The organism is Sphingomonas aerophila, from assembly GCF_014199305.1.
In the GTDB taxonomy this organism is placed as follows: Bacteria; Pseudomonadota; Alphaproteobacteria; order Sphingomonadales; family Sphingomonadaceae; genus Sphingomonas; species Sphingomonas aerophila.
In genome coordinates, this window is record NZ_JACIJK010000005.1 from 28,681 (window position 1) to 49,595 (window position 20,915).

At 67.4% G+C, this 20,915-nt stretch carries 22 protein-coding genes and 1 tRNA gene; 2 read left to right on the forward strand and 21 right to left on the reverse strand.

The features are described 5' to 3' along the window. Positions 1-6: 6 nt before the first annotated feature. Positions 7-906: an alpha/beta hydrolase gene (locus tag FHS94_RS08450; RefSeq protein ID WP_246348466.1), complete on the reverse strand. Its 900-nt coding sequence runs from the start codon at positions 904-906 to the stop codon at positions 7-9. Continuing rightward, positions 903-3,161 carry an NADP-dependent malic enzyme gene (locus tag FHS94_RS08455; protein ID WP_184056714.1) on the reverse strand — a complete coding sequence of 753 codons (2,259 nt, stop codon included), beginning with the start codon at positions 3,159-3,161 and terminating at the stop codon, positions 903-905. Before FHS94_RS08455 ends, FHS94_RS08450 begins: the two co-directional genes overlap by 4 nt. 155 nt (positions 3,162-3,316) lie before the next feature. On the opposite strand from FHS94_RS08455, the gene mutS reads away from it, so the two are divergent. Continuing rightward, positions 3,317-5,911 (forward strand): DNA mismatch repair protein MutS, encoded by a 2,595-nt coding sequence (gene mutS / locus FHS94_RS08460; RefSeq protein ID WP_184057276.1) that lies wholly within the window; start codon positions 3,317-3,319, stop codon positions 5,909-5,911. A 4-nt stretch (positions 5,912-5,915) separates the two neighbouring features. Here the strand turns inward: mutS and FHS94_RS08465 are convergent, their stop codons facing one another. The 9 genes from FHS94_RS08465 to FHS94_RS08505 form a co-directional block, all read right to left on the reverse strand. Further along, positions 5,916-6,320: an HIRAN domain-containing protein gene (locus FHS94_RS08465; protein ID WP_184056717.1), complete on the reverse strand. Its 405-nt coding sequence runs from the start codon at positions 6,318-6,320 to the stop codon at positions 5,916-5,918. Between the two features lie 10 nt (positions 6,321-6,330). After that, positions 6,331-6,537 (reverse strand): hypothetical protein, encoded by a 207-nt coding sequence (locus tag FHS94_RS08470; protein WP_184056720.1) that lies wholly within the window; start codon positions 6,535-6,537, stop codon positions 6,331-6,333. 113 nt (positions 6,538-6,650) lie between these two features. After that, positions 6,651-6,726, reverse strand: a tRNA-Val gene (locus FHS94_RS08475). Positions 6,727-6,751: 25 nt separating this feature from the next. Beyond that, complete coding sequence (locus FHS94_RS08480; protein WP_221234658.1) at positions 6,752-7,381, reverse strand: helix-turn-helix domain-containing protein; 630 nt, start codon at positions 7,379-7,381, stop codon at positions 6,752-6,754. Positions 7,382-7,401: 20 nt separating this feature from the next. Beyond that, positions 7,402-7,698 (reverse strand): hypothetical protein, encoded by a 297-nt coding sequence (locus tag FHS94_RS08485; protein WP_184056725.1) that lies wholly within the window; start codon positions 7,696-7,698, stop codon positions 7,402-7,404. A gap of 157 nt (positions 7,699-7,855) precedes the next feature. Further along, a complete protein-coding gene (locus FHS94_RS08490; RefSeq protein WP_184057278.1) occupies positions 7,856-9,355 on the reverse strand; it encodes an NAD(P)(+) transhydrogenase (Re/Si-specific) subunit beta in 1,500 nt (499 codons plus the stop codon). Positions 9,356-9,468: 113 nt separating this feature from the next. Further along, the gene (locus tag FHS94_RS08495; RefSeq protein ID WP_184057280.1) at positions 9,469-9,765 is read right to left on the reverse strand and encodes an NAD(P) transhydrogenase subunit alpha part 2; all 297 of its coding nucleotides are present in this window, start codon (positions 9,763-9,765) and stop codon (positions 9,469-9,471) included. Between the two features lie 251 nt (positions 9,766-10,016). Next, positions 10,017-11,135 (reverse strand): NAD(P) transhydrogenase subunit alpha, encoded by a 1,119-nt coding sequence (locus FHS94_RS08500; RefSeq protein ID WP_184056728.1) that lies wholly within the window; start codon positions 11,133-11,135, stop codon positions 10,017-10,019. Positions 11,136-11,146: 11 nt separating this feature from the next. Beyond that, positions 11,147-11,269 (reverse strand): aa3-type cytochrome c oxidase subunit IV, encoded by a 123-nt coding sequence (locus tag FHS94_RS08505; RefSeq protein ID WP_221234659.1) that lies wholly within the window; start codon positions 11,267-11,269, stop codon positions 11,147-11,149. Positions 11,270-11,414: 145 nt separating this feature from the next. Between FHS94_RS08505 and FHS94_RS08510 the strand changes: the two genes are divergently transcribed. Beyond that, positions 11,415-12,827: a sigma-54-dependent transcriptional regulator gene (locus FHS94_RS08510; RefSeq protein WP_184056730.1), complete on the forward strand. Its 1,413-nt coding sequence runs from the start codon at positions 11,415-11,417 to the stop codon at positions 12,825-12,827. 24 nt (positions 12,828-12,851) lie between these two features. Here the strand turns inward: FHS94_RS08510 and FHS94_RS08515 are convergent, their stop codons facing one another. The 10 genes from FHS94_RS08515 to glmM all read right to left on the reverse strand — a co-directional run bounded on the left by FHS94_RS08515 (position 12,852) and on the right by glmM (position 20,866). Then, on the reverse strand, positions 12,852-13,202 hold the full coding sequence (locus tag FHS94_RS08515) for a PRC-barrel domain-containing protein (protein WP_184056733.1): 351 nt from the start codon (positions 13,200-13,202) through the stop codon (positions 12,852-12,854). Positions 13,203-13,302: 100 nt separating this feature from the next. Beyond that, on the reverse strand, positions 13,303-14,187 hold the full coding sequence (locus FHS94_RS08520; RefSeq protein WP_184056736.1) for a bestrophin family protein: 885 nt from the start codon (positions 14,185-14,187) through the stop codon (positions 13,303-13,305). Between the two features lie 52 nt (positions 14,188-14,239). Further along, positions 14,240-14,443 carry a hypothetical protein gene (locus FHS94_RS08525; protein ID WP_184056740.1) on the reverse strand — a complete coding sequence of 68 codons (204 nt, stop codon included), beginning with the start codon at positions 14,441-14,443 and terminating at the stop codon, positions 14,240-14,242. 181 nt (positions 14,444-14,624) lie between these two features. Continuing rightward, entirely contained in the window at positions 14,625-15,680 is a 1,056-nt protein-coding gene (gene folP / locus FHS94_RS08530) for a dihydropteroate synthase (RefSeq protein WP_184056743.1), read from the reverse strand. 48 nt (positions 15,681-15,728) lie between these two features. Then, positions 15,729-16,811, reverse strand: a complete 1,083-nt coding sequence (locus FHS94_RS08535; RefSeq protein ID WP_281396878.1) for a site-specific DNA-methyltransferase — start codon at positions 16,809-16,811, stop codon at positions 15,729-15,731. Positions 16,812-17,038: 227 nt separating this feature from the next. Next, complete coding sequence (locus FHS94_RS08540) at positions 17,039-17,698, reverse strand: ribonuclease HII (protein ID WP_184056746.1); 660 nt, start codon at positions 17,696-17,698, stop codon at positions 17,039-17,041. Continuing rightward, positions 17,688-18,464, reverse strand: coding sequence for a bifunctional hydroxymethylpyrimidine kinase/phosphomethylpyrimidine kinase (thiD, locus tag FHS94_RS08545; RefSeq protein WP_184056749.1), 777 nt, complete (start codon positions 18,462-18,464; stop codon positions 17,688-17,690). The genes FHS94_RS08540 and thiD overlap by 11 nt, the downstream gene beginning before the upstream one ends. A gap of 365 nt (positions 18,465-18,829) precedes the next feature. After that, the gene (locus FHS94_RS08550) at positions 18,830-19,099 is read right to left on the reverse strand and encodes a hypothetical protein (RefSeq protein ID WP_184056751.1); all 270 of its coding nucleotides are present in this window, start codon (positions 19,097-19,099) and stop codon (positions 18,830-18,832) included. Positions 19,100-19,297: 198 nt separating this feature from the next. Further along, the gene (locus FHS94_RS08555) at positions 19,298-19,522 is read right to left on the reverse strand and encodes a DUF1272 domain-containing protein (protein WP_184056755.1); all 225 of its coding nucleotides are present in this window, start codon (positions 19,520-19,522) and stop codon (positions 19,298-19,300) included. After that, a complete protein-coding gene (glmM, locus tag FHS94_RS08560; protein ID WP_184056758.1) occupies positions 19,523-20,866 on the reverse strand; it encodes a phosphoglucosamine mutase in 1,344 nt (447 codons plus the stop codon). It abuts the gene before it with no gap. Positions 20,867-20,915: the final 49 nt, after the last annotated feature.

Sequence of the window (20,915 nt, forward strand, 5' to 3'; positions counted from 1 at the left end):
GATGGCTCAGCGCGGCGTGGTGACCCGCGTTGCAAAGGCCGCCATGTCCGCCAGTACCGGCGCGCGGGACCGCAGCGGGCGCGCGATCGCGGTCACCAGCCCGACATGGCCGATCGCTGGATAACGCCGGCGTTCGACCTCTACGTTCGCCGATCGAAGCCGCGCGGCAAGGCGATCGCTGTTGTATGCGCCCACCAGCGTGTCGCGGCCCGCGGTGGCCAGCAGCGCTGGCGGGTCCCCTGCCCCAGCGAACCGGACCGGCTGCGTCGCCGCAAGGTCGGCAGCGCCGCCGAACGCGGCACGGGTGACTGGCTGGTCGAGCGGCAGGAAATCATAGGGCCCGGCCAGCCCGATCCAGCCCCTGACGGCGCTTCGGTCCCGCCCCAGCCAGCGCGGGTCCAACGCCAGCATCGCGGCATTGTAAGCGCCGGCCGAATGCCCCGCCAGCACCAGCCGGTCAGGATCGCCCCCGAACGCCGCCGCATGGGCGCGCACCCAGCGCACGGCCGCCGCATTGTCGTCCAGAAATGCCGGAAAGCGGACCTGCGGCACCAGCCGGTAATCCGGCACGGCAACCGCGAAGCCGCGTGCCGCCAGCGCCCGCCCGACAAAGGCATAGCCCCGCCGCGAGCCCGAGTTCCACGACCCGCCATAGAAGAAGACAATGATCGGCAACGGGCGGCCAACGGCGCGCGGCACATACACGTCCAGGCGCTGGCGCGGGTCGGCCCCGAACGCTGCCCCGCGCACGGCGACACGCACGCCACCATCCTTCGGTACCAGCGTGTCGAACACCCGCAGCGGTGAACAGGCGGCGGCGAACATGCCCGCCGCCAGCCCGACCGTTCGGGTCAGTCCGATCCGATACCGCGCGTGTCCGGGCCCGACACGGCCCGGATGGCTCAACGCGCGATCTCGCCCGCCGCCAGCACCGCCAGCGTGACGAGTTCGCTCGCCGTCGCCGTCATGGGCGCGATCTGGACCGGCTTTTCCATGCCGATCAGCATCGGGCCGATCACCGTCTCACCGCCAAGCTCTCGCAGCAGCTTGGCCGAGATGTGCGCCGACTGGAGGCCCGGCATGATCAGGATGTTGGCCGGCGCCGACAGCCGCGCGAACGGGAAGTTGGCGAGCTGCTTGGGATTGAGCGCCACGTCGGGTGGCATCTCGCCTTCATATTCGAAGCTGACACCGCGACCGTCCAGCTCGGTGATCGCGTCCCGGATGTTGTCGAGATACACGCCCTTGGGATTGCCGAAGGTGGAGAAGCTGAGGAACGCGACGCGCGGTTCATGTCCCATCCGCCGCGCCACCGCGGCGGTCTGTTCGGCGAAGTCGGCCAGCTGTTCGCCGGTCGGACGCTCGTTGACGGTGGTGTCGGCGATGAAGACCGTGTGGCTCTGGCCGACCATCACATGGATGCCGAACGGGGTGCGATCCTCTGCCGCGTCGATCACGCGCAGCACTTCGCGCATCGATTGCGCCCAGGTGCGCGTGGTGCCGGTGATCATCGCGTCGGCTTCGCCCAGCTGAAGCAGCAGCGCGCCAAAGATGTTGCGCTCCTGGTTCACCATGCGCTCGATCTCGCGGCGAAGGTAACCGCGGCGCTGCAGGCGCTTGTACAGGAAGTCGACCATCTGCGGCACCAGCGGCGACACGCGGCTGTTGTGCAGCTCATATTCGGTCGGGTCGGCAATGCCGAGCGCGCGCAGCTTGTCGTACACCTCCTCGCGCCCGACCAGCACGGGAGTGCCATAGCCGCCTTCCTTGAAGGCGATGGCGGCGCGGAGGACAACCTCCTCCTCGCCCTCGGCGAAGATCACCCGCTTGGGCCGCGCGCGCGCCCCCTCATAGGCAAGGCTGAGCACGGACGTGGTCGGATTGAGCCGCGCGCGCAGCGACTGGCGATAGCCGTCGAGGTCCAGGATCGGCCGGGTGGCGAGCCCTGAATCCATCGCTGCCTTGGCGACAGCGGCGGGCACCACCTCCATCAGCCGCGGGTCGAACGGCGCCGGAATGATGTATTCGGGGCCGAACACATGCGCAACGCCATAGGCGGCGGCGACCTCTTCGGGCACGCGCTGGCGGGCGAGTTCCGCGATGGCGTGGGCGGCGGCGATCTTCATGGCATCGTTGATGCCCGTCGCGCGCACGTCCAGCGCGCCGCGGAAGATGAACGGGAAGCCGAGGACGTTGTTGACCTGGTTCGGATAGTCCGACCGGCCGGTCGCCACGATCGCGTCCGGGCGCGCTGCCTTGGCGAGTTCCGGCCGGATCTCGGGCTCCGGGTTGGCCATGGCGAAGATGATGGGCGCTGGCGCCATGTCCTTCACCATTTCAGGCTTCAGCGCGCCCGCGGCGGACAGGCCCAGGAACACGTCCGCGCCATGCAGTGCCTCGGTCAGGGTGCGGCGGTCGGTGGCGGCGGCGTGGGCCGACTGCCACTGGTTGATGTCCTCACGCCCCTGATAGATCACGCCCGACCGGTCGCACATGATGACATGGTCGGACCGTACGCCCATCGCCTTCATCAACTCGGTGCAGGCGATTGCCGCAGCGCCCGCGCCGTTGACCACGATGCGAACCTCGTCCAGCCGCCGCTTGGTCAGCAGGCAGGCGTTGATCAGGCCCGCTGCGGTGATGATCGCGGTGCCATGCTGGTCGTCGTGAAAGACGGGAATGTTCATCCGCTCGCGCAGCGTTTGCTCGATCACGAAGCATTCGGGCGCTTTGATGTCTTCCAGGTTGATGCCGCCGAACGTCGGCTCCATCAGCTCAACCGCGTCGATGAAGCGGTCGACGTCCTCCGTCTTCAGCTCGATGTCGATCGAATCAACGTCGGCGAAGCGCTTGAACAGCACCGCCTTGCCTTCCATCACCGGCTTGGACGCCAGCGCGCCCAGATTGCCAAGGCCGAGGATCGCGGTGCCGTTGGAGATCACCGCGACCAGGTTGCCCTTGGCGGTATAATCATAGGCCATGGCGGGGTTGTCCGCGATCGCCTGCACCGGCACCGCGACGCCGGGGGAATAGGCGAGCGCGAGATCGCGCTGAGTCGTGAGCGGCTTGGACGCCACGATCTCGATCTTTCCGGGCCGCCCCTCGGAATGAAACAACAGCGCTTCGCGCTCGGAAAACTGAACGGATCGATCGTCAGACATCGCACCCTCACCCGACTATTGCTCACGTCCTTAGGCAATGGATGCCGGGTCGTCACCCCAAAGGGACATATAGTCCGACATCAGGTTCAGCATGACGCGGGCGGCAAGGGAAGCTAACCGGGCACGCGATGGCCGATTCTGCCGCCCCTACCCCCATGATGGCCCAATATCTCGCGCTCAAGGCGGAGGCGGGCGACAGCTTGCTGTTCTACCGAATGGGCGACTTTTTCGAGCTGTTCTTTGACGACGCAAAGGCTGCCGCCGCCTGCCTCGACATCGCGCTCACCGCGCGTGGCGAGCATGAGGGGGAGAAGGTGCCGATGTGCGGCGTCCCCGTTCACGCCGCGACCGCCTACCTGCAACGGCTGATCAAGGCCGGGCACCGCGTCGCCATCGCCGAACAAACCGAAAGCCCGGACGCGGCCCGCAAGGCGCGCGGGTCAAAGGCGCTGGTCAACCGCGCCATCGTCCGGTTCGTCACCGCCGGCACCCTGACCGAAGAAGCGCTGCTGGACGCGCGCGCCGACAATTGGTGCGTCGCCATCGGCGAAGCTGGTGGAGAGGTCGCGGTGGCGGCAGCCGACATCTCGAGCGGGCTGTTCCAGATCGTCCACACCGACGCAGGCGGCCTAGGCGCGGAACTCGCGCGGCTGGCGGCGGCAGAGGTGGTCGCCGCCGAAACGAGCGCCTTTGCCGAAGCCGCCACGTCGCTTCGCCCACGCGCCGATTTCGCGACCGAAGCAGGGGAAGCGCGGCTGAAGCGGCTTTTTGGCGTCGCGACCCTCGACGGGTTCGGGGAAATCGGGCGAGCGGGACTGGCGGCGGCGGGCGGGCTGGTCGCCTATCTCGAACACGCCGCGCGGGGCGACCTGCCCTTTCTGCGACCACCAACCGTCACCCGGGCGGCGGGCACGATGGCGATCGACGCCGCCACCCGCGAAAGCCTGGAGCTGTGCCAGGCGCAAGGTGGCGGGCGACGCGGGTCGCTGCTGGACGCCACCGATCGCACGGTGACGGGTGCGGGCGCGCGGCTGCTGGCCGCCGATATCGGGGCGCCGCTGATGGATCGCGGCACCATCGACGCGCGGCTAGACCTGGTTGCCTTCTTCCACGACGACGCGGGCGCCCGCGAGCGGCTTCGCGCCACGCTTCGGGCGCTGCCGGACATCGGCCGCGCGCTTGGCCGATTGGCGGCGGGGCGTGGGGGGCCGCGGGACCTGGCGCAGCTTCGCGATGGGCTGGATGGCGCGTGGCAGTTGGGGGAGCGGCTGAGCGCGATTGGGCGGACGGCGGTCGACCCCGGACCCAAGCTGCTCGCCGACCTTGCGCCCGACCTGCGCGGGCATGGCGGGCTGATCGACCTGTTGCGCCGGGCGCTGGTGGCACAGCCGCCGGTCGACGCGTCCGACGGCGGCTTCATCGCAGCGGGCTATGACGTGGCGCTGGACGACCTGCGCGACGCTGGCGCCGGCGGCCGTCGCGCGATTGCGGCGCTGGAAGCCGAACTGCGCGAGCAGACCGGGATCGCCACGCTGAAGATCCGGCACAACGGCGTGCTCGGCTATCATGTCGAGGTGCCCGCCCGCGCCGCCGACCCGCTGATGAAGGCGGAGTCAGGCTTCACCCATCGCCAGACCATGGCCGGCGCGGTTCGTTTCACCACGCCCCAGCTCCACGACGTTGCCACCCGCGTGACCCAGGCCGGCGCCCATGCGCAGGCGGCTGAAGCGGCGCATCTGGAGGACCTGATCGCCGCCGCACTGGCGCCGCGCGATGCGATCGCCCGCACCGCCGACGCGATCGCCCGGCTGGACGTCGCCGCCGCGCTCGCGGAACGAGCGGCCGAGGGCGGCTGGACGCGACCACGACTGGTGGAGCGCCCTTGTTTCGAGATCGAGGGCGGACGCCACCCGGTCGTGGAAGCGGCGGTCGCGAAGTCGGGTGATCGCTTTGTCGCGAATGACTGCCGCCTGTCGGACGCGTCGCGCCTGTGGCTGGTGACCGGGCCCAACATGGGCGGCAAGTCCACCTTCCTGCGCCAGAACGCGATCATCGCGGTGCTGGCACAGGCGGGCAGTTTCGTGCCGGCAACGACCGCGACCCTGGGACTGGTCGATCGCCTGTTCAGCCGGGTGGGCGCGTCGGACAATCTCGCGCGCGGGCGGTCGACCTTCATGGTCGAGATGGTCGAAACCGCCGCCATCCTCGCACAGGCGACCGCCAACAGCTTCGTGATCCTGGACGAGGTGGGGCGCGGCACCTCCACTTACGACGGCCTCGCCATCGCTTGGGCGGTGGTGGAGGCGATCCATGAAGTGAACCGCTGCCGCTGCCTGTTCGCGACCCATTATCATGAGCTGACCCGCCTCGCGGAACGGCTGGACGCCCTGTCGCTTCACCATGTCCGCGCCCGCGAATGGAAGGGCGAGCTGGTGCTGCTGCACGAGGTCGCGGCCGGCCCCGCCGACCGCAGCTATGGAATTGCCGTCGCCAAGCTTGCCGGCATGCCCCCCGCCGCGCTGTCCCGGGCAAAGGCGATCCTGTCGCGACTGGAGGCGGGACGCCAGAAGACGGGCGGGCTCGCGGCGGGGCTGGACGACCTGCCCTTGTTCGCGGCTGCGGCGGAGGCGGAGGTCGCCGAATGCGACGCGATCCGCGCGGCGGTGGAGACGATCGACGTCGACGCGCTGACCCCGCGAGAGGCACTGGACACGCTGTATCGACTAAAGGCGCTGGCCAGGGAGGGTTGAGCGGTCAGGCGCCCCAGTCGGGGCCGTCCGGGTCGATCACGTCATCCTCCCGCAACGCCGCCGCGTCCGGGGCTTCGCGGACGTCGGGCAGGGTCGGCGCTCCGCCGCCAAGGCGCACCCGGATAAAGGCCGCGCGCGCGGATATCCCCTGAAAGATCGCCGCGACTTCCTGCCCCGCACGGATGCGTGCGCCGATCAACGGCGCGCGTTCGGCGGTCAGAAATCCGATCTGGATATCACGCTCGCTCCACACCGCGACCGCCTGTGGGTCGACCGGGTTGGCCGGGTCGGGGCGCAGGGTGACAGGGTCGCCGGGGGCGCACAGCAACGCCTCATAACGGCGGTTGCTGCGCGTCCGGTCGGTGTTGGGGTGGTCGAGCCCGACCACCGCCAGCGTAAGTTCGTTCAATGAAGTCGGGTCACTCGGTCGGCAGGCCGCGCCCAGCTACTTTTTCATAGCCCGACAGCTCGTCCGCAATCGCGACCTTGGCCGCCAGGTCGTCGGCGCGTGCCTGTTCCTTCAGGATGCGCTTCGCATCGTCCGGGTCGATATCGGTCGGGGCCGCACCGACGTTCGGGCTGTCGGGGATGTACAGGACGGGTTTCTCGATATGCTCGTCGGCCATGCAAAACTCCTTGTGCAGGGGTCATGAACGCGCAGGACGAACGGTAGTGCCTCGCCACCCGCGCGGTTGATCGCAGCAGCAGTGCAGCCCGTAGACGGTTGATCGAGTGGGGATGGTGGGCGCTGACGGGTTCGAACCGCCGACCTACTCGGTGTAAACGAGCCGCTCTACCAGCTGAGCTAAGCGCCCTCCGCAATCGCCATGCCCCGGCTTGTCACCCGATGGCAAGCCCTGCGCGCTTCAATGCCGACATATATCGCCGCATTTCCTGGCTGGCCCGTGGCGTCAGGGTCATGAAAGCGCGGCGGCGGTCGAACGGATCGGGGTCACGCACGAACAATCCCGTGTCCACCATCTTGCCGATCCAGCGCAGCGCCGTGGTGGGCGCCACGGAGGCAGCGATGCAGAGGCTGGAGACGGACACCTGCACCCCCTCCAGTACGGCGGCGAACAGGTCGAGCAGCATGTCCCAGGCCGGATCTTCGAACAGGCCGGCGCCAAAGAACTGGTCCCTTAATCGGCGGGCCCGAATGGCGCGTCGCACTTCGCCCGGGTCGATCTCGATGTCGTCGGGCGCGGGCCCGGCATCGAAGCCGCCGCGCCGATCCTCCACCCCGCGCCGCAACGCCTCGATCGGCGTCACGCCCTCTCGCCGGGTCAGCCGGGCCAGCGTGTCCGCGATCCGTGCGACTTCTTCGTTCAGCCGCTGCAATCGCGCGGCCTCGCCCTCCCGAACACCGCCGTCATGGGTCAACGGCTCGCGGCTTCCTTGCGCCACCGCCAGCGCCGCAACGCGCTCCGACAACGCCGGGCGAACGAGCAACTGCACCGCCGTCCCGAACAAGGCGGCAGAGACGACGTCGATTACTGATTCGTCCAGCGCGACGATGACCGGCAGTCCAGGGTGGTGGCGGTAGCGTCGATCCGGGGCAGCATGGCGACCAGCACGGCCTCCGGCACCCCCTCCACCTCGACCAGGATCAGCGGGCGCCCGCCCTGCTTGCCGAGCTTGGTGGGAACCTCCGCCCAGCTCAGCCGCGACTGCAACCGGCCGCCGGCCAGCCGCAGCGCTTCTTCCGGCGCGCCGCCCATGGCGGGCTCGGCGATAAGCACGGCGGCAAAGGACTGCTGCGGCGCAAGGTCAGCAAGCGGCTCAAACATCAGGAACTTTCAGTGAAGGCGATCAGGCTATGCGACGCAACAGTCTCGGTGGACTAGACGAATAACTCCGAAACGGCGCAACGATCCCGGTCGAAACAAGACTGCCGCCATTATGGACCTAATGGCGCGCGCCAGCCCCGTCACACGCCCCGGTCGATCAGCCAAGGGCCTTCACGATCTCCTCGACCATCTTTTTGGCATCGGCGAGCAGCATCATGGTGTTGTCGCGGTAGAACACTTCGTTGTCGACGCCGGCATAGCCTACCCCGCCCATCGACCGCTTCACGAACAGCACCGTCTTGGCCTTCTCCACGTCCAGCACGGGCATGCCATAGATGGGCGACGTCTTGTCGGTCTTGGCGGCAGGATTGGTGACGTCGTTGGCGCCGATGACGAACGCGACGTCGGTTTGCGCTAACTCGCCGTTGATGTCCTCCAGCTCGAACACTTCGTCATAGGGCACGTTTGCCTCGGCGAGCAGCACGTTCATATGGCCGGGCATGCGGCCGGCGACGGGATGGATCGCATATTTCACGCGAACCCCCTCCTCCTTCAGCTTGTCCGCCATTTCGCGCAGGACATGCTGGGCCTGCGCCACCGCCATGCCATAGCCGGGAACGATGATGACCTGCTCGGCCTGGCTCATCAGGAACGCCGCGTCCTCGGCAGATCCCCGTTTCCAGGGGCGGTCGATCACCTCGCCACCCGCGCCGCTGCCGGCCTCCGCGCCAAAGCCACCGGCGATCACCGACAGGAAGCTGCGGTTCATCGCGCGGCACATGATATAGCTCAGGATCGCGCCCGACGACCCGACCAGCGCGCCGGTGATGATCATGGCGCTGTTGTGCAGGGTAAAGCCCATCGCCGCGGCCGCCCAGCCGGAATAGCTGTTCAGCATCGACACCACGACCGGCATGTCCGCGCCGCCGATCGGGATGATGAGCAGGAACCCGATCGCAAAGGACAGGGCCAACAGCGCCCAGAACGGCCACGCCAGCTGGGTATGCGCGAACTGTGTGATCAGGATCAGGATCGCGAGCAGCACGCTCAGGTTGATCGCGTGCCGCATCGGCAGCAGGATTGGCTTCCCGCCCATGTTGCCGTTCAGTTTCAGGAACGCGATCACCGAACCTGAAAAGGTGATGGCGCCGATGGCGACGCCCAACCCCATCTCGACCTTGCTGGCCGGGTGAATGACCGCGAATGGCTCCCCGATCAGCGGGATCACCAGGTCCGCGATCCCGAACGCCTGCGGGTTGAGATAGGCCGCGACCCCGACCAGCACCGCTGCGAGCCCAACCAGCGAATGGAACGCGGCGACCAGCTGCGGCATCGCGGTCATGGCGATGCGGCGGGCGATGACCAGGCCGATCACCGCCCCGATCGCAATGGCGGCCAGGATCTCGGCGATCGTGACCAGGTCGACACGGGCGAACAGCGGACCGGTCTGCGCGATCGGACCAGTGGGACCGTTCAGCACCAGGCCCAGCGACTGAACCGGGACGTGGGTCAGCAAGGTGGTCACGACGGCGATGCCCATGCCGATCATGCCGAACCGGTTGCCGCGCTGGCTGGAGGTCGGCGACGACAGGCCGCGCAGCGCCAGGATGAAGCACACGCCCGAGACGAGGTACGCCAGCGCTGCCCAGGAGTTCATGGTTGCCGTCTGTTCCACCTTGATCCCCTAACCGTTACCCCGGCGCGTGCCGGGGTCGATCTTTCCTCCCGCACACAGGGCGTGATGGCCCCGCGTCTCGCCAGGACGGCGAACTATTTGTGAGCGGCGGGCCGCTCCTTCTTCTTGTACATGGCAAGCATGCGATGGGTGACGGCAAAGCCGCCAAAGATGTTGATGCTGGCCAGCACCACGGCCGCCAGCCCCAGCCACTTCGATCCCGGCGACCCGGCCGCCGCGCCCGCGATCAGCGCGCCGACGATGATGACCGAAGAAATCGCGTTGGTCACCGCCATCAACGGCGTGTGCAGCGCGGGCGTCACCGACCACACGACATAATAGCCGACGAAACAGGCCAGCACGAACAGGGACAGGATCGAGATGAAGTCCATCAGGTCACTCCCCCAACCGCTCAACCATTCGGGCCGACGCGGCTCATTCACGGGCCGCCCCGCCACGGGCAGCGCAGACGGGTAAATCAGATTCGCCCGCTTTAGGACAGCATTTTCGCAAAGCCTGCCTGCATGGTCCGCTGTCGGAGGATCATCGGCCGCCTGCCCGTTGTCGCCCCACGCGACTGCTCTGCCGAAGCGGCGGTTGACGGCCGATCACGCAACTTGGCCAGACCCGACGCGCCGCACGTTCAAAGCAGGCGCGGGTTCACGATCTTGCCGCCTTGGGTCAGGCGGATCGCATCCCCGATCTCCGCGTCCAGCACGGGCCGCCCCTGTTCCTTGTCCCAGAAGGCGGACAGGAAATTGAACAGGTTGCGCGCGTACAGCGCTGATGCGTCCGCGGCCAGCCGGCTTGGCACGTTGCGATGGCCGACGATGCGGACCCCATGCCGCTCCACCACCTCGCCCGCGACCGCGCCCTCGACATTGCCGCCCTGCTCCACGGCCAGGTCGACGATCACGCTGCCCGGCCGCATGGTCGCGACCTGCCCGTCCGTGATCAGCCGCGGTGCCGGCCGGCCCGGGATCAGCGCGGTTGTGATGACGATGTCCTGCTTGGCGATGTGGCCTGATACCAGCTCGGCCTGGGCCGCCTGGTATTCAGGGCTCGTCTCCCCCGCATAGCCGCCGGTGCCTTCGCCCTCGATGCCGGCAACCGAGTCCACGAAGATGGGCTTGGCACCCAGGCTCTGGATCTGTTCGCGCGTGGCGGAGCGGACGTCCGTTGCCGAAACCTGCGCACCCAGCCGCCGCGCCGTCGCGATCGCCTGCAATCCCGCAACGCCCACGCCCATCACGAACACCCGCGCGGCGGACACCGTGCCTGCCGCGGTCATCATCATCGGAAAGGCCCGGCCATATTCGGCGGCCGCGTCCAGCACCGCCTTGTAGCCCGACAGGTTCGATTGCGACGACAGGATGTCCATCGACTGCGCGCGCGTGATCCGCGGCATCAGGTCCATCGCCAGCGCTTCCAGCCCGGCCGCGGCATAGCCCTCGACCCGGTCGCGTGCGCCAAAGGGGTTCAGGCTGGCGACGACCCAGGCGCCCGGCGCCGCGCCGGCAAGGCTGGCGGGATCGGGCCCTTGCACACCCAGAACAATCCCGGCGCCAGCCAGCGTCGCTGCGCGATCGGCAACCTGCGCTCCGGCCTCGGCATAGCCCTGGTCGGCAAAGGATGCCGCAAAGCCCGATCCCGCTTCGACGGCGACGTCGGCACCCAGGCTGATCAGCTTGCGGACGGTTTCGGGCGTCGCGGAAACGCGCTTCTCGCCGTCAGCTTGTTCACGAAGGACGGCGATCTTCATGGGTGCGCGGACTAGGAGATCAGCCAGACAACCAGCGCGGCGATGATGAACACCGCCAGGCCGCCCCATTTCAGCATCGCGATCATGCTGGAATAGGTGGCCACATGGCCCTTTATGTTGACGTCGTCGGCCATGTTGGTCGCTTCCAGGAAAATACAGGATCTGCCCCGACTGTAACCGCGGGTCCCCAGCGCCTCAAGCCCCGCGCCGCACATCGCCCTTAAACCGGTCTTTACCGCAGCGTGCGTAGATGTGCCCCGGAACGGGACGGACAAATCAATGACGCGTAACGGACAGCGCCTGCTTCTTTTGATCGACGACGAGCCGGCGCAGCGCCGGCTGGTGTCGGCCCTTGCCACGCGCGCAGGCTGGCGATCGGTGTTCGCCAATGACGGCGAGATGGCGATTGCGACGCTTGGCACGCAGGATGGCATGCAGCTCGACGCGATCCTGCTCGACCATCCGGCGCCGGATGCCGATGTCGCGGCAACCATCGCCGAACTGCGCGCACGCCGCCCGGCGCTGCCGATCCTGATGCTCACCGCAAACGGGTCGGTCGCACATGCGGTCGCCGCCATGCGCGCAGGCGCGACTGATTTCCTTGTAAAGCCGCTCGCTCCCGAACGCCTGCTCGCGGCGCTCGAAAGCGCGGTGGCGGACACGGGCACCGGCGAATTGCGCCCTCTGACCGAAAAGATCCCCGCGCTGCTCGGCTTTGATGAGATCGTCGGCTCCGCGCCCGATTTTCGCGCGGCGCTCGCGATTGCGGCCAAGGCGGCCCGCGCCCGCGTCCCCGTGCTGATCGAGGGTGAAAGCGGCGTCGGCAAGGAGGTGGTGGCAGAGGCGATCCACGCCGCCTCCCCACGGTCCAAGAAGCCGATGGTCACCGTCAACTGCGGTGCCATCCCCGCCAACCTCGTCGAATCGGAGCTGTTCGGGCACGAAAAAGGCGCGTTCACCGGCGCGTTCGAACGCAAGATCGGCAAGTTCGCCGATGCGGACGGGGGCACGATCTTCCTCGACGAAATCGGTGAGATGCCGCTTGACGCGCAGGTGAAGCTCCTGCGCGTGCTCCAGTCGGGCGAAGTGCAGCCCATCGGCGCCCGCCACGCGCGAGAGGCCGATGTGCGGGTCATCGCCGCGACCAACAAGCGGCTGCTGGAAGAGGTGGAGGCCGGGCGCTTCCGCGAGGACCTGTTCTATCGCCTGAACGTCGTGCCGGTCACGATCCCGCCCTTGCGCGAACGCACCGGCGACATCCCCGCCCTGACCCGCCACCTGCTCGCCCGAATCGCGCAGCAGCCGGGTCTGCGCGCGCTGGGCATCACCGATGACGCGCTGCAATTGCTATCCGGCTATGATTGGCCGGGCAATGTCCGCCAATTGCAGAACGCCCTTTTCCGTGCGGCGGTGCTGTGTGAAGGGGCAGCGCTGACCCGCGCCGATTTCCCTCAGATCGCCAGCATGGGTCAGCATCGCATGGCGACCCATTCCGCCGCGATGGCTGGCGGGGTGACCTTGTTCCGCCCGGACGGGAACATGCGCGCGCTCGAAGAAATCGAGGCCGACGTGATCCGCCTTGCCATCGGCCATTATCGCGGCCGCATGACGGAGGTCGCCCGTCGGCTCGGCATCGGCCGTTCGACGCTTTACCGCAAGCTCGGCGAACTCGGCATCGACCACGCCGCCTGATCGGGGCGGCGCGGAACGGTGCGATCACATATACTGGTCCCAGTGCCGGTATAGCGGTTCGGGCATTTCTTGTGGGCGGCGAGTCTTGTCGAGCGCCATGTAGGGCGCAGCCTCGACCTCCTCACGCGTTATTTCGAGCTGATAGCCCTTGAGCTCCCGGTCATAGCGCAGCTTGTCCCACGGTAGCGGCAAGCAGCGGTTCCCTATTCCCAGGAAGCCGCCGAAGTGCAGCACCGCATAGGCGACCTGGCCAGTCTCCTTGTGCACCATCAGCGAATGTATCGAACCGAACTTCTCACCGTGTCGGTCGTAAACGGCTGTGCCCTCGACCCGCGACGAGGAAATCAGATCATGGTCGTCCTGGACGTCCGTCATGGCAAGCCTCCTTTGGCCCCCCAAGCGGCCGGTCGCGACCGCCACGAGAACTATACGCCTTCTCGCCCGTGCTGCCAACGAAATACGGCCCGATCCGGCCTTACCAGAGCACACCCTTGACCGGGGCCAGCGGCTCTGGCGCCTCATCGCCAATCGCCTGGAGCAGGTCGATCTCGATCGTCCGGCACATCGCCGACAGCGACACGTCGTGAACGGTATTGGCAAAGGGATCGACCAGGTCTTCGCCGATCTGCAGCACCGCCAGGAACATCAGCCCCGCCACCGTAGAGCCGAGCGGCGTCGCGAAACCAAGCGTTTCGACCAACCCGATCGGCAGCAACACGCAGAACAGATGGGTGAAGAACGTCGGCAGGAAGCGGTACTGATTGGGCAGCGGGGTGTTCTTCAACCGCTCCATGCCGCCTTGCGCGTTGGCGATGTCGACCAGCACCGCTTCCATCTGCGTTTGCTGGATGGTGTCGATCCACCCCTTGCCCACCGCGTCGGCGATCCGTCGGCCGGTCCCGTCCAGCAACCCGTTGGCAGCGTTGGCACGGGCCAGCGCGGGTTCGGCCTCGCCCCTCGACAGGCGTTTCAGCACTTCCTCATCACGCGGCTGGCGCCGCAACTGGCAGCGCAGCGCGTTCACATAGGCGATCTGCCTCAACACGATGCTACGCTTCAGGTCATGGGCGTGCGGCTCCGGCAGGAAATTGCGGGCTGCGCGCGCGATCGAGCGCGACGCGTTGATCATCGCTCCCCACAGTGTCCTCCCTTCCCACCAACGCTGGTAAGCGGAATTGACCCGGAACCCCAGGAACAGCGCCAGCGCCGTGCCGAACAGGGGCAAGGGGAGCTCGGGTGCGCGAAAGGGGAGAATGTAATAGGTCGCGGTGACCACCACGTCCCACACGAACAGGATCGCGAGCGGCTTCCAGACCTCTGAGATGATCTGGCCGAGGCGGGGTGTAGGACTGACGATCATGGTTGCGGGAACGCTCTCCGGTGCTGGGCCGACCCATGCGGCCGGCCGCCTGTTACGATCGGGGACGCTCGGCGGATCCGGGATCGGCTGCATAGGCCATCGCTGCTGCGGTTCCGGAAATCGGCTTCAGCTTGAACCAGTGCGGGCGATCGATCGCGACCAGGAAGGCGAGCACGGCAAGGCCGAAGACCAGCGCGGTCAGGGCAGCACGGGCGCGATAAAGAAGCGACTGGTTCTGATCATTGTCGGCCGGCATGCGAAACTCCTTGGCTGTTGCCCGGCGGAGATGCGTGCCCAATCCAAACCTTGCTTGAACCCAGGGTAACAAAGCTTTGCCGCAGCGCAGCAGAAATCTATCGTTGCGGCCGGTCTACAAAGTGGCTGCGCGTCAGCCGAAATGCCGATGCAAATCGACCGGTACGCTTGGCATATCCGGGCTAACCGACCAGGGCCCGGTCGCGCAGGCCACGCCACACGCGCAATGCTTGCGCGGTATCGGCAACATCATGGACGCGCAGCAATTGCGCGCCGGCTTCCGCTCCCCTGAGCGCGAGCGTCAGGCTGCCGCCTAGTCGCTCGGCCACGGGTGCCTCGTTCGACAGCGCCCCGATCAGGCGCTTTCGGCTGGCGCCCAGCATGACCGGGCAACCCAGACCGTGGAAGATCGCCAGGTTGTTCAGCAACGCCAGATTGTCGGAAAGCGACTTGCCAAAGCCGATGCCGGGATCGACCAGGATGCGTGAGCGCGCGATGCCAGCCGCCACGACTGCCTCGATCCGCATCTCCAGCCAGTCGAACACCTCCACGGCGACGTCGCGATAGGTCACGCGGCCGTGCCCACCCTGGCGCGGATCGGGTGAGTGCATCAGCACCACCGGGCATCCGGCTCGCGCCACCACCTCTGCCGAGCGTTCGTCCCACAACAGCGCGGACACGTCGTTGACCAGGTGAGCGCCCGCGGCCAACGCCGCCTCCATCACCGCCGCCTTGCGCGTGTCGACCGACACCAGTGCCCCGCCGCGGACCAGCCGTTCGACGACCGGCACCACCCGGGCGATCTCGTCACCCTCCCACACGGTGGTGGCGCCGGGCCTGGTCGACTCCCCACCCACGTCGATGATCGCTGCGCCAGCGGTGCCCATGGCGAACCCAGCCTCCGCAGCACCGGCCGCATCGTCCCCATGCGTGCCGCCGTCCGAAAAGCTGTCGGGCGTGACGTTCAGGATGCCGGCAACCAGCGGCTGGTCGAACCGCAGCGTGCGCTCGCCAAGCATCAACGGCGCACGTGGGGCGGTGATCGCCCCATGCAGGTGGGCGGCTCGCTCCCCGAGCGCCCCGATGTCCGCCACCGGAACCGTTCGCCGCCGGCCATCCTCGGTCACCTCATAGGCGGCGAACCATTGCATCCCGCCCGCCAGCCGCGCGACCGCGCCGTCCGGCTGCCCGATCGGCGTATCGACAAACTGAACGGGGCGTAGGTGGATCTGGCTCATGGCCCCCGCTCTATCCGCCGCTTACCCGGCAGGAAAGGCGATCGCCGATCAGGGCTGGGTTGCGAGCAGATAGGTCTGGCGCAGCGTGTCGATGGGCTTCAGCGCGCCATCCACCTCGTGATGCCAAAAGGTCCAGCCATTGCACGCGGGCGCCCCTTGCAGCGTCGCGCCGAGTTTGTGGATCGACCCGGTCGCGCCGCACGCGCTGGCGAGCGAGCCATCAGCGCGCACCGTCACGCTCCAGCGGCGGCGCGCATCGACCAGGACGGTGCCGGGCAGGACATAACTGTTCTCCACCAGCACGCCAAAGGCGACCTTGGGCTGGGCGCGCGGGCTCTGCATGGTAGCCAGCGCCGATTCGTCGAGCGGCAGCGCCGCCTCGATCCGCTCGGCCGCTGCGGCGCAGTAATCGGGCTCGCGCTCGATGCCGATCCAGTGCCGCCCCAATCGCTTGGCGACCGCGCCGGTGGTGCCGGTGCCAAAGAACGGGTCGAGAACCACGTCGCCCGGCTTGGTGCTGGCGAGCAGCACCCGGTACAGCAGCGCTTCGGGCTTCTGGGTCGGGTGAACCTTGTGCCCTCCCTTTTTCAGCCGCTCGGCACCGCCACAAATGGGAAATTCCCAATCCGAGCGCATCTGGATCTCGTCGTTCAGCGTCTTCATCGAACGGTAGTTGAAGGTGTACTTCGCCTTTTCGCCCTTTGACGCCCAGATCAGCGTTTCATGTGCGTTGGTGAAGCGGGTACCCTTGAAGTTGGGCATCGGGTTGGCCTTGCGCCACACGATGTCGTTCAGGATCCAATAGCCCAGGTCCTGCAAGGCCGCGCCCAGACGAAAGATGTTGTGGTAGCTGCCGATCACCCAGATCGCGCCGTTTGGCTTCAGCACGCGATGCGCCTCCGCCAGCCAGGCGCGGGTGAAGGCGTCATAATGCTTCAGGCTGTCGAACTTGTCCCAATCGTCGGTGACCGCATCGACATGGGTGCCATCCGGCCGGAACAGCTCGCCACCAAGCTGGAGGTTGTAGGGCGGGTCGGCAAATACGAGGTCGACGCTCCCCGCAGGCAGGGCGCGCATGGCCGCGATGCAATCGGCCATGACGATCTGGTCGAGCGGCAGCTCGTCCGTCAGTGTCGGTGCCGCAGCCGCACGTTGCCGTGCGATCGTATCAACTGCCCCCAAGTCGCGTCCCCTTCACGCCCGAAGAAGCCAAAACACCCATGACTCCGTCAAGAGTAGATTGGTTAAGGCGTGTCGGGCGGATCTCGTTAAGGACGCGGAACGTTCTGCGACCCAGACCAGATATTGCGAATCTGGGAGTCCCGGACCCCCGCCCGTTGGGGTGTCACCGGAAAGACTCAGCCGGCGCCCTCTGCGACGAAGCGAGTCCGGTTCGGCCGTTCAAGGTCGGGAAACGGCAGTTCCGCCTGCGCGACGGGCGCAAAGCTGCGCCGGTGGAGCGGGGTCGGGCCGTGTTCGCGCAAGGCGGCCAGGTGCACCGCGCAGCCATAGCCCTTGTTCGAATGCCAACCATAAAGGGGATGCAGTTCCGCCGCGGCGATCATGATCTGGTCGCGGGTGTGCTTGGCAATGATCGACGCAGCGGCAATCGACATGCTCTTGGCATCGCCGCCGACGATCGGGGTCGCGGCAAAGGTCCATCGCGGCAGGCGGTTGCCATCGACCAGCACATGTCCCGGTGCGCAGCCGCCATCCGCCGCCAGCGCTTCCACCGCCAGCGTCATCGCCTTCATGGTCGCCCAATAGATGTTGAGCTGGTCGATCTCCGCCGGCTCGACGATCCCCACGCCCACTCGCGCGCAGGCACGTAGCCGGTCGTGGAGGCGTTCACGGGTCGCTGCGGACAGCTTCTTCGAATCATCAAGGCCGCGCGGCACGCCACGATCGGGCAGGATCACCGCAGCCGCGACCACGGGACCGGCGAGCGGCCCGCGCCCCGCCTCGTCCACCCCGACCACGGGGGACGCAAACGCCTGTTCCAGCTTCCTACCCGGCATGGGCCACCACCACATCGAACGGGATCGCGCCCAGCGCATGTCCCAGCGGGCCGTGCCCCTGGCCGATCCCCGGCGCTGCCGCCAGCGCGCTCTCCACAAAGGCGACGGCACGACCGGTCGCCGCGGATAGCGGCATCCCCGCCGCGAGGCCGGTCGCGATCCCGCTCGCCAGTGTGCAGCCGGTGCCATGGGTGTGACGCGTGTCGAGCCGCGGGTGGGTCCAGATCGTCTCCGTCCCGTCCGCCTCGATCAATCGATCCTCGATCACATCACCATCGGCATGGCCGCCCTTGACCAGCAGCGCCGCGCCAGTCGCCAGCACAGCGGCTTCCCCGCCCAGCGCGGCCAATTCAGGCAGGTTGGGCGTGATGACGCTGGCCCGCCGCATCAGCCGGGCGAAGGCGGCAATCGTGGCCGGGTCGGCCAGCACCGACCCGCTGGTGGCGACCATCACGGGATCGAACACGACAGGCATCTCGATCCCGTCCAGCAGGTCCGCGACCGCGTTCGCAACCTCCGCCGATCCGATCATGCCGATCTTCACAACGTCTGCGCCGAGATCCGAAAGGCAGGCGTTTATCTGCGCGAGCACGGTGGCGGCGGGCACGGGCATTACCGCCTGCACGCCCAGCGTGTTCTGCGCCGTCAGCGCGGTGATCGCAGTCATCGGATGGCCACCGAGCATAGTCACGGTCTTGATGTCCGCCTGGATGCCGGCACCGCCGCCCGAATCCGACCCGGCGATGATGAGGACGCGCGGGATCATCGCGCCCGGCCTAGATGCAATGGCAACGCGGTGGGGAGTTGAGGGCCGAACTGGCAACCACCGCCCCGTCTAAGTGGCCCGGACACGCCTGAACCGCGCCGCGAGATCGCAACGGGCGAAAGGTGCCATGATAATCGGAACGGCAGCGCGGCGGGCCGGGTCGAACGAGTCATGGCGGCGCTATGCCACGATCGGGCCGGTGTAGGACAGACCGGCTATTCGACCCTCAAGAAGTCCGGGGAACTGCACTAGCCGCCCGAACCCGCAAGCTACCAAAAAGCCGGCGGCAGAGGCTGCCGCCGGCTTTGGTCGGCATGGCCGTGATCGGCCCGGCGCTTACGCCCGACCGGCCCCGACCTGCTGAATCAGATGCCGTTGGACAGGTTGGTGTCCGCATCATGGGTCGTCAGGTCAGCCGCCAGGTTGTCACCGGTCGCGCGGGTGGCATCGGCCTCGTTCTGCAGGGCATCAGCCGCCGCCGGCGATGCGGCATTGGAGGACAGGTCCTCAAGGTTGTCAGCGGTCGCCTCAGCGTTCGCCTGGATGTTGTCCGCTGCCTGCTCGGTCGGGCTCTTGTTGCAAGCCGACAGGCTCAGTGCGGCTACAGCGGCACCCAATACGATGATTTTCTTCATGATCTTCTCCCTTTGAAACGCGAAGTGACTGACTGGCGGGGTCAAGCCACCGAGCCGGACTTTGTTCCGGAACCGCAATCTCTATCATCGCCGACGCGCCCCGTCGACTGAGCAGGCATTTTTGCCTCGCCGTACCGGGGCAAGCCCGCCGGTCGACACTCAGCGTCGCTGCCGGGCGACGCGTCGGCACGGCGCCCTTCAGCCCTCATGCTGGCGCTTCGTCGAGGCGGGGTGCTTCTTCAGGGCAGCGCCGGTGCGGGTCGGGCGATCGAGCAGTTCGCCCCCGCAATTCGGGCAACGCTCGTCAAGATCGTCGGCGCATTCCGCGCAAAAGGTGCACTCGAGCGAACAGATGAACGCGCCGCCCGCGTTGGCGGGCAGGTCCGTGCCGCAGCGCTGGCAGTCGGGGCGCATGTCCAGCATCTAGGCGGCCGCCTGCACGGCGTCGCAGATGCGAGCGACCACCGCCTCGACCTGTTGGGGATCGTCCCCTTCCGCCATGACACGGATCACCGGCTCGGTGCCCGACGGACGGATGACCAGGCGCCCGCGCCCCTTCAGCTCCTCCTCCGCGCCCGCGATCACTGCCTTCACCGGCTCGGCGTCGAGTGGCTTGCCGCCCGTGAAACGGACGTTGCGCAACAATTGCGGCAGGGGATCGAAGCGGTGCAGCACTTCGGACGCCGGCGCGCCGGCGCGCTTCACCTCCGCCAGCACCTGCAACGCCGCGACCAGTCCATCGCCGGTCGTGGCGTAATCGGATAAGATAATGTGCCCTGACTGCTCGCCACCAACATTGTAGCCGGACGAACGCATCTTTTCGAGCACGTGGCGATCACCAACGGCGGTGCGCACCAGCCCCAGCCCTTGTGCCGACAGGTGGCGTTCCAGGCCAAGGTTGGACATCACCGTCGCGACCAGCCCGCCGCCCTTCAGCCGCCCAGCCCGCGCCCAGCCGGCCGCGATGGTCGCCATCAACTGATCGCCATCGACGACCTGGCCGCGATCATCGACCACGATCAGCCGGTCGGCATCACCGTCCAGCGCGATGCCGATGTCGGCGCCCGCGGCCACCACCGTTTCGGCCAGCGTTGCCGGCGCGGTGGAGCCGACGCCGTCGTTGATGTTGGTGCCGTTGGGGGTGACGCCGATCGCGACCACATCGGCGCCCAGTTCCCATAGGGTGGTCGGCGCGACCTTGTACGCTGCGCCATGCGCGCAATCGAGCACGACACGCATGCCGTCGAGGCGCAGGTTGTCGGGGAAGGTCGATTTGGCAAAGTGGATGTACCGCCCCTGCGCATCCTCGATACGGCGAGCGCGGCCGATCTCAGCGGAAGGAACCAGGGGCACCTCGCTATCGATCAGCGCCTCGATCGCGGCCTCCGCCTCGTCCGACAGCTTAAAGCCGTCGGGGCCGAACAGCTTGATGCCATTGTCCGCAAAGGGGTTGTGGCTGGCGGAAATCATCACGCCGATGTCCGCGCGCATCGACTGGGTCAGCATCGCGACGGCCGGTGTCGGCATCGGCCCCACCATGATCACGTCCATCCCAACACTGGTGAAACCCGCGACCAGTGCCGATTCGAGCATATAGCCCGACAGCCGCGTGTCCTTCCCGATCAGCACGCGATGGCGATGATCGCCGCGCTGGAAGTAGGCGCCGGCAGCCATGCCGACCCGCATCGCCATCTCCGCCGTCATCAGCCGGGCGTTGGTGGCGCCCCGAATACCATCGGTGCCGAAATATTTCCTTGGGCTTCCCACGCGACCGTTCCGCTATGCAAAGGGTTTGATCCCGAACGCATAGCGCCTG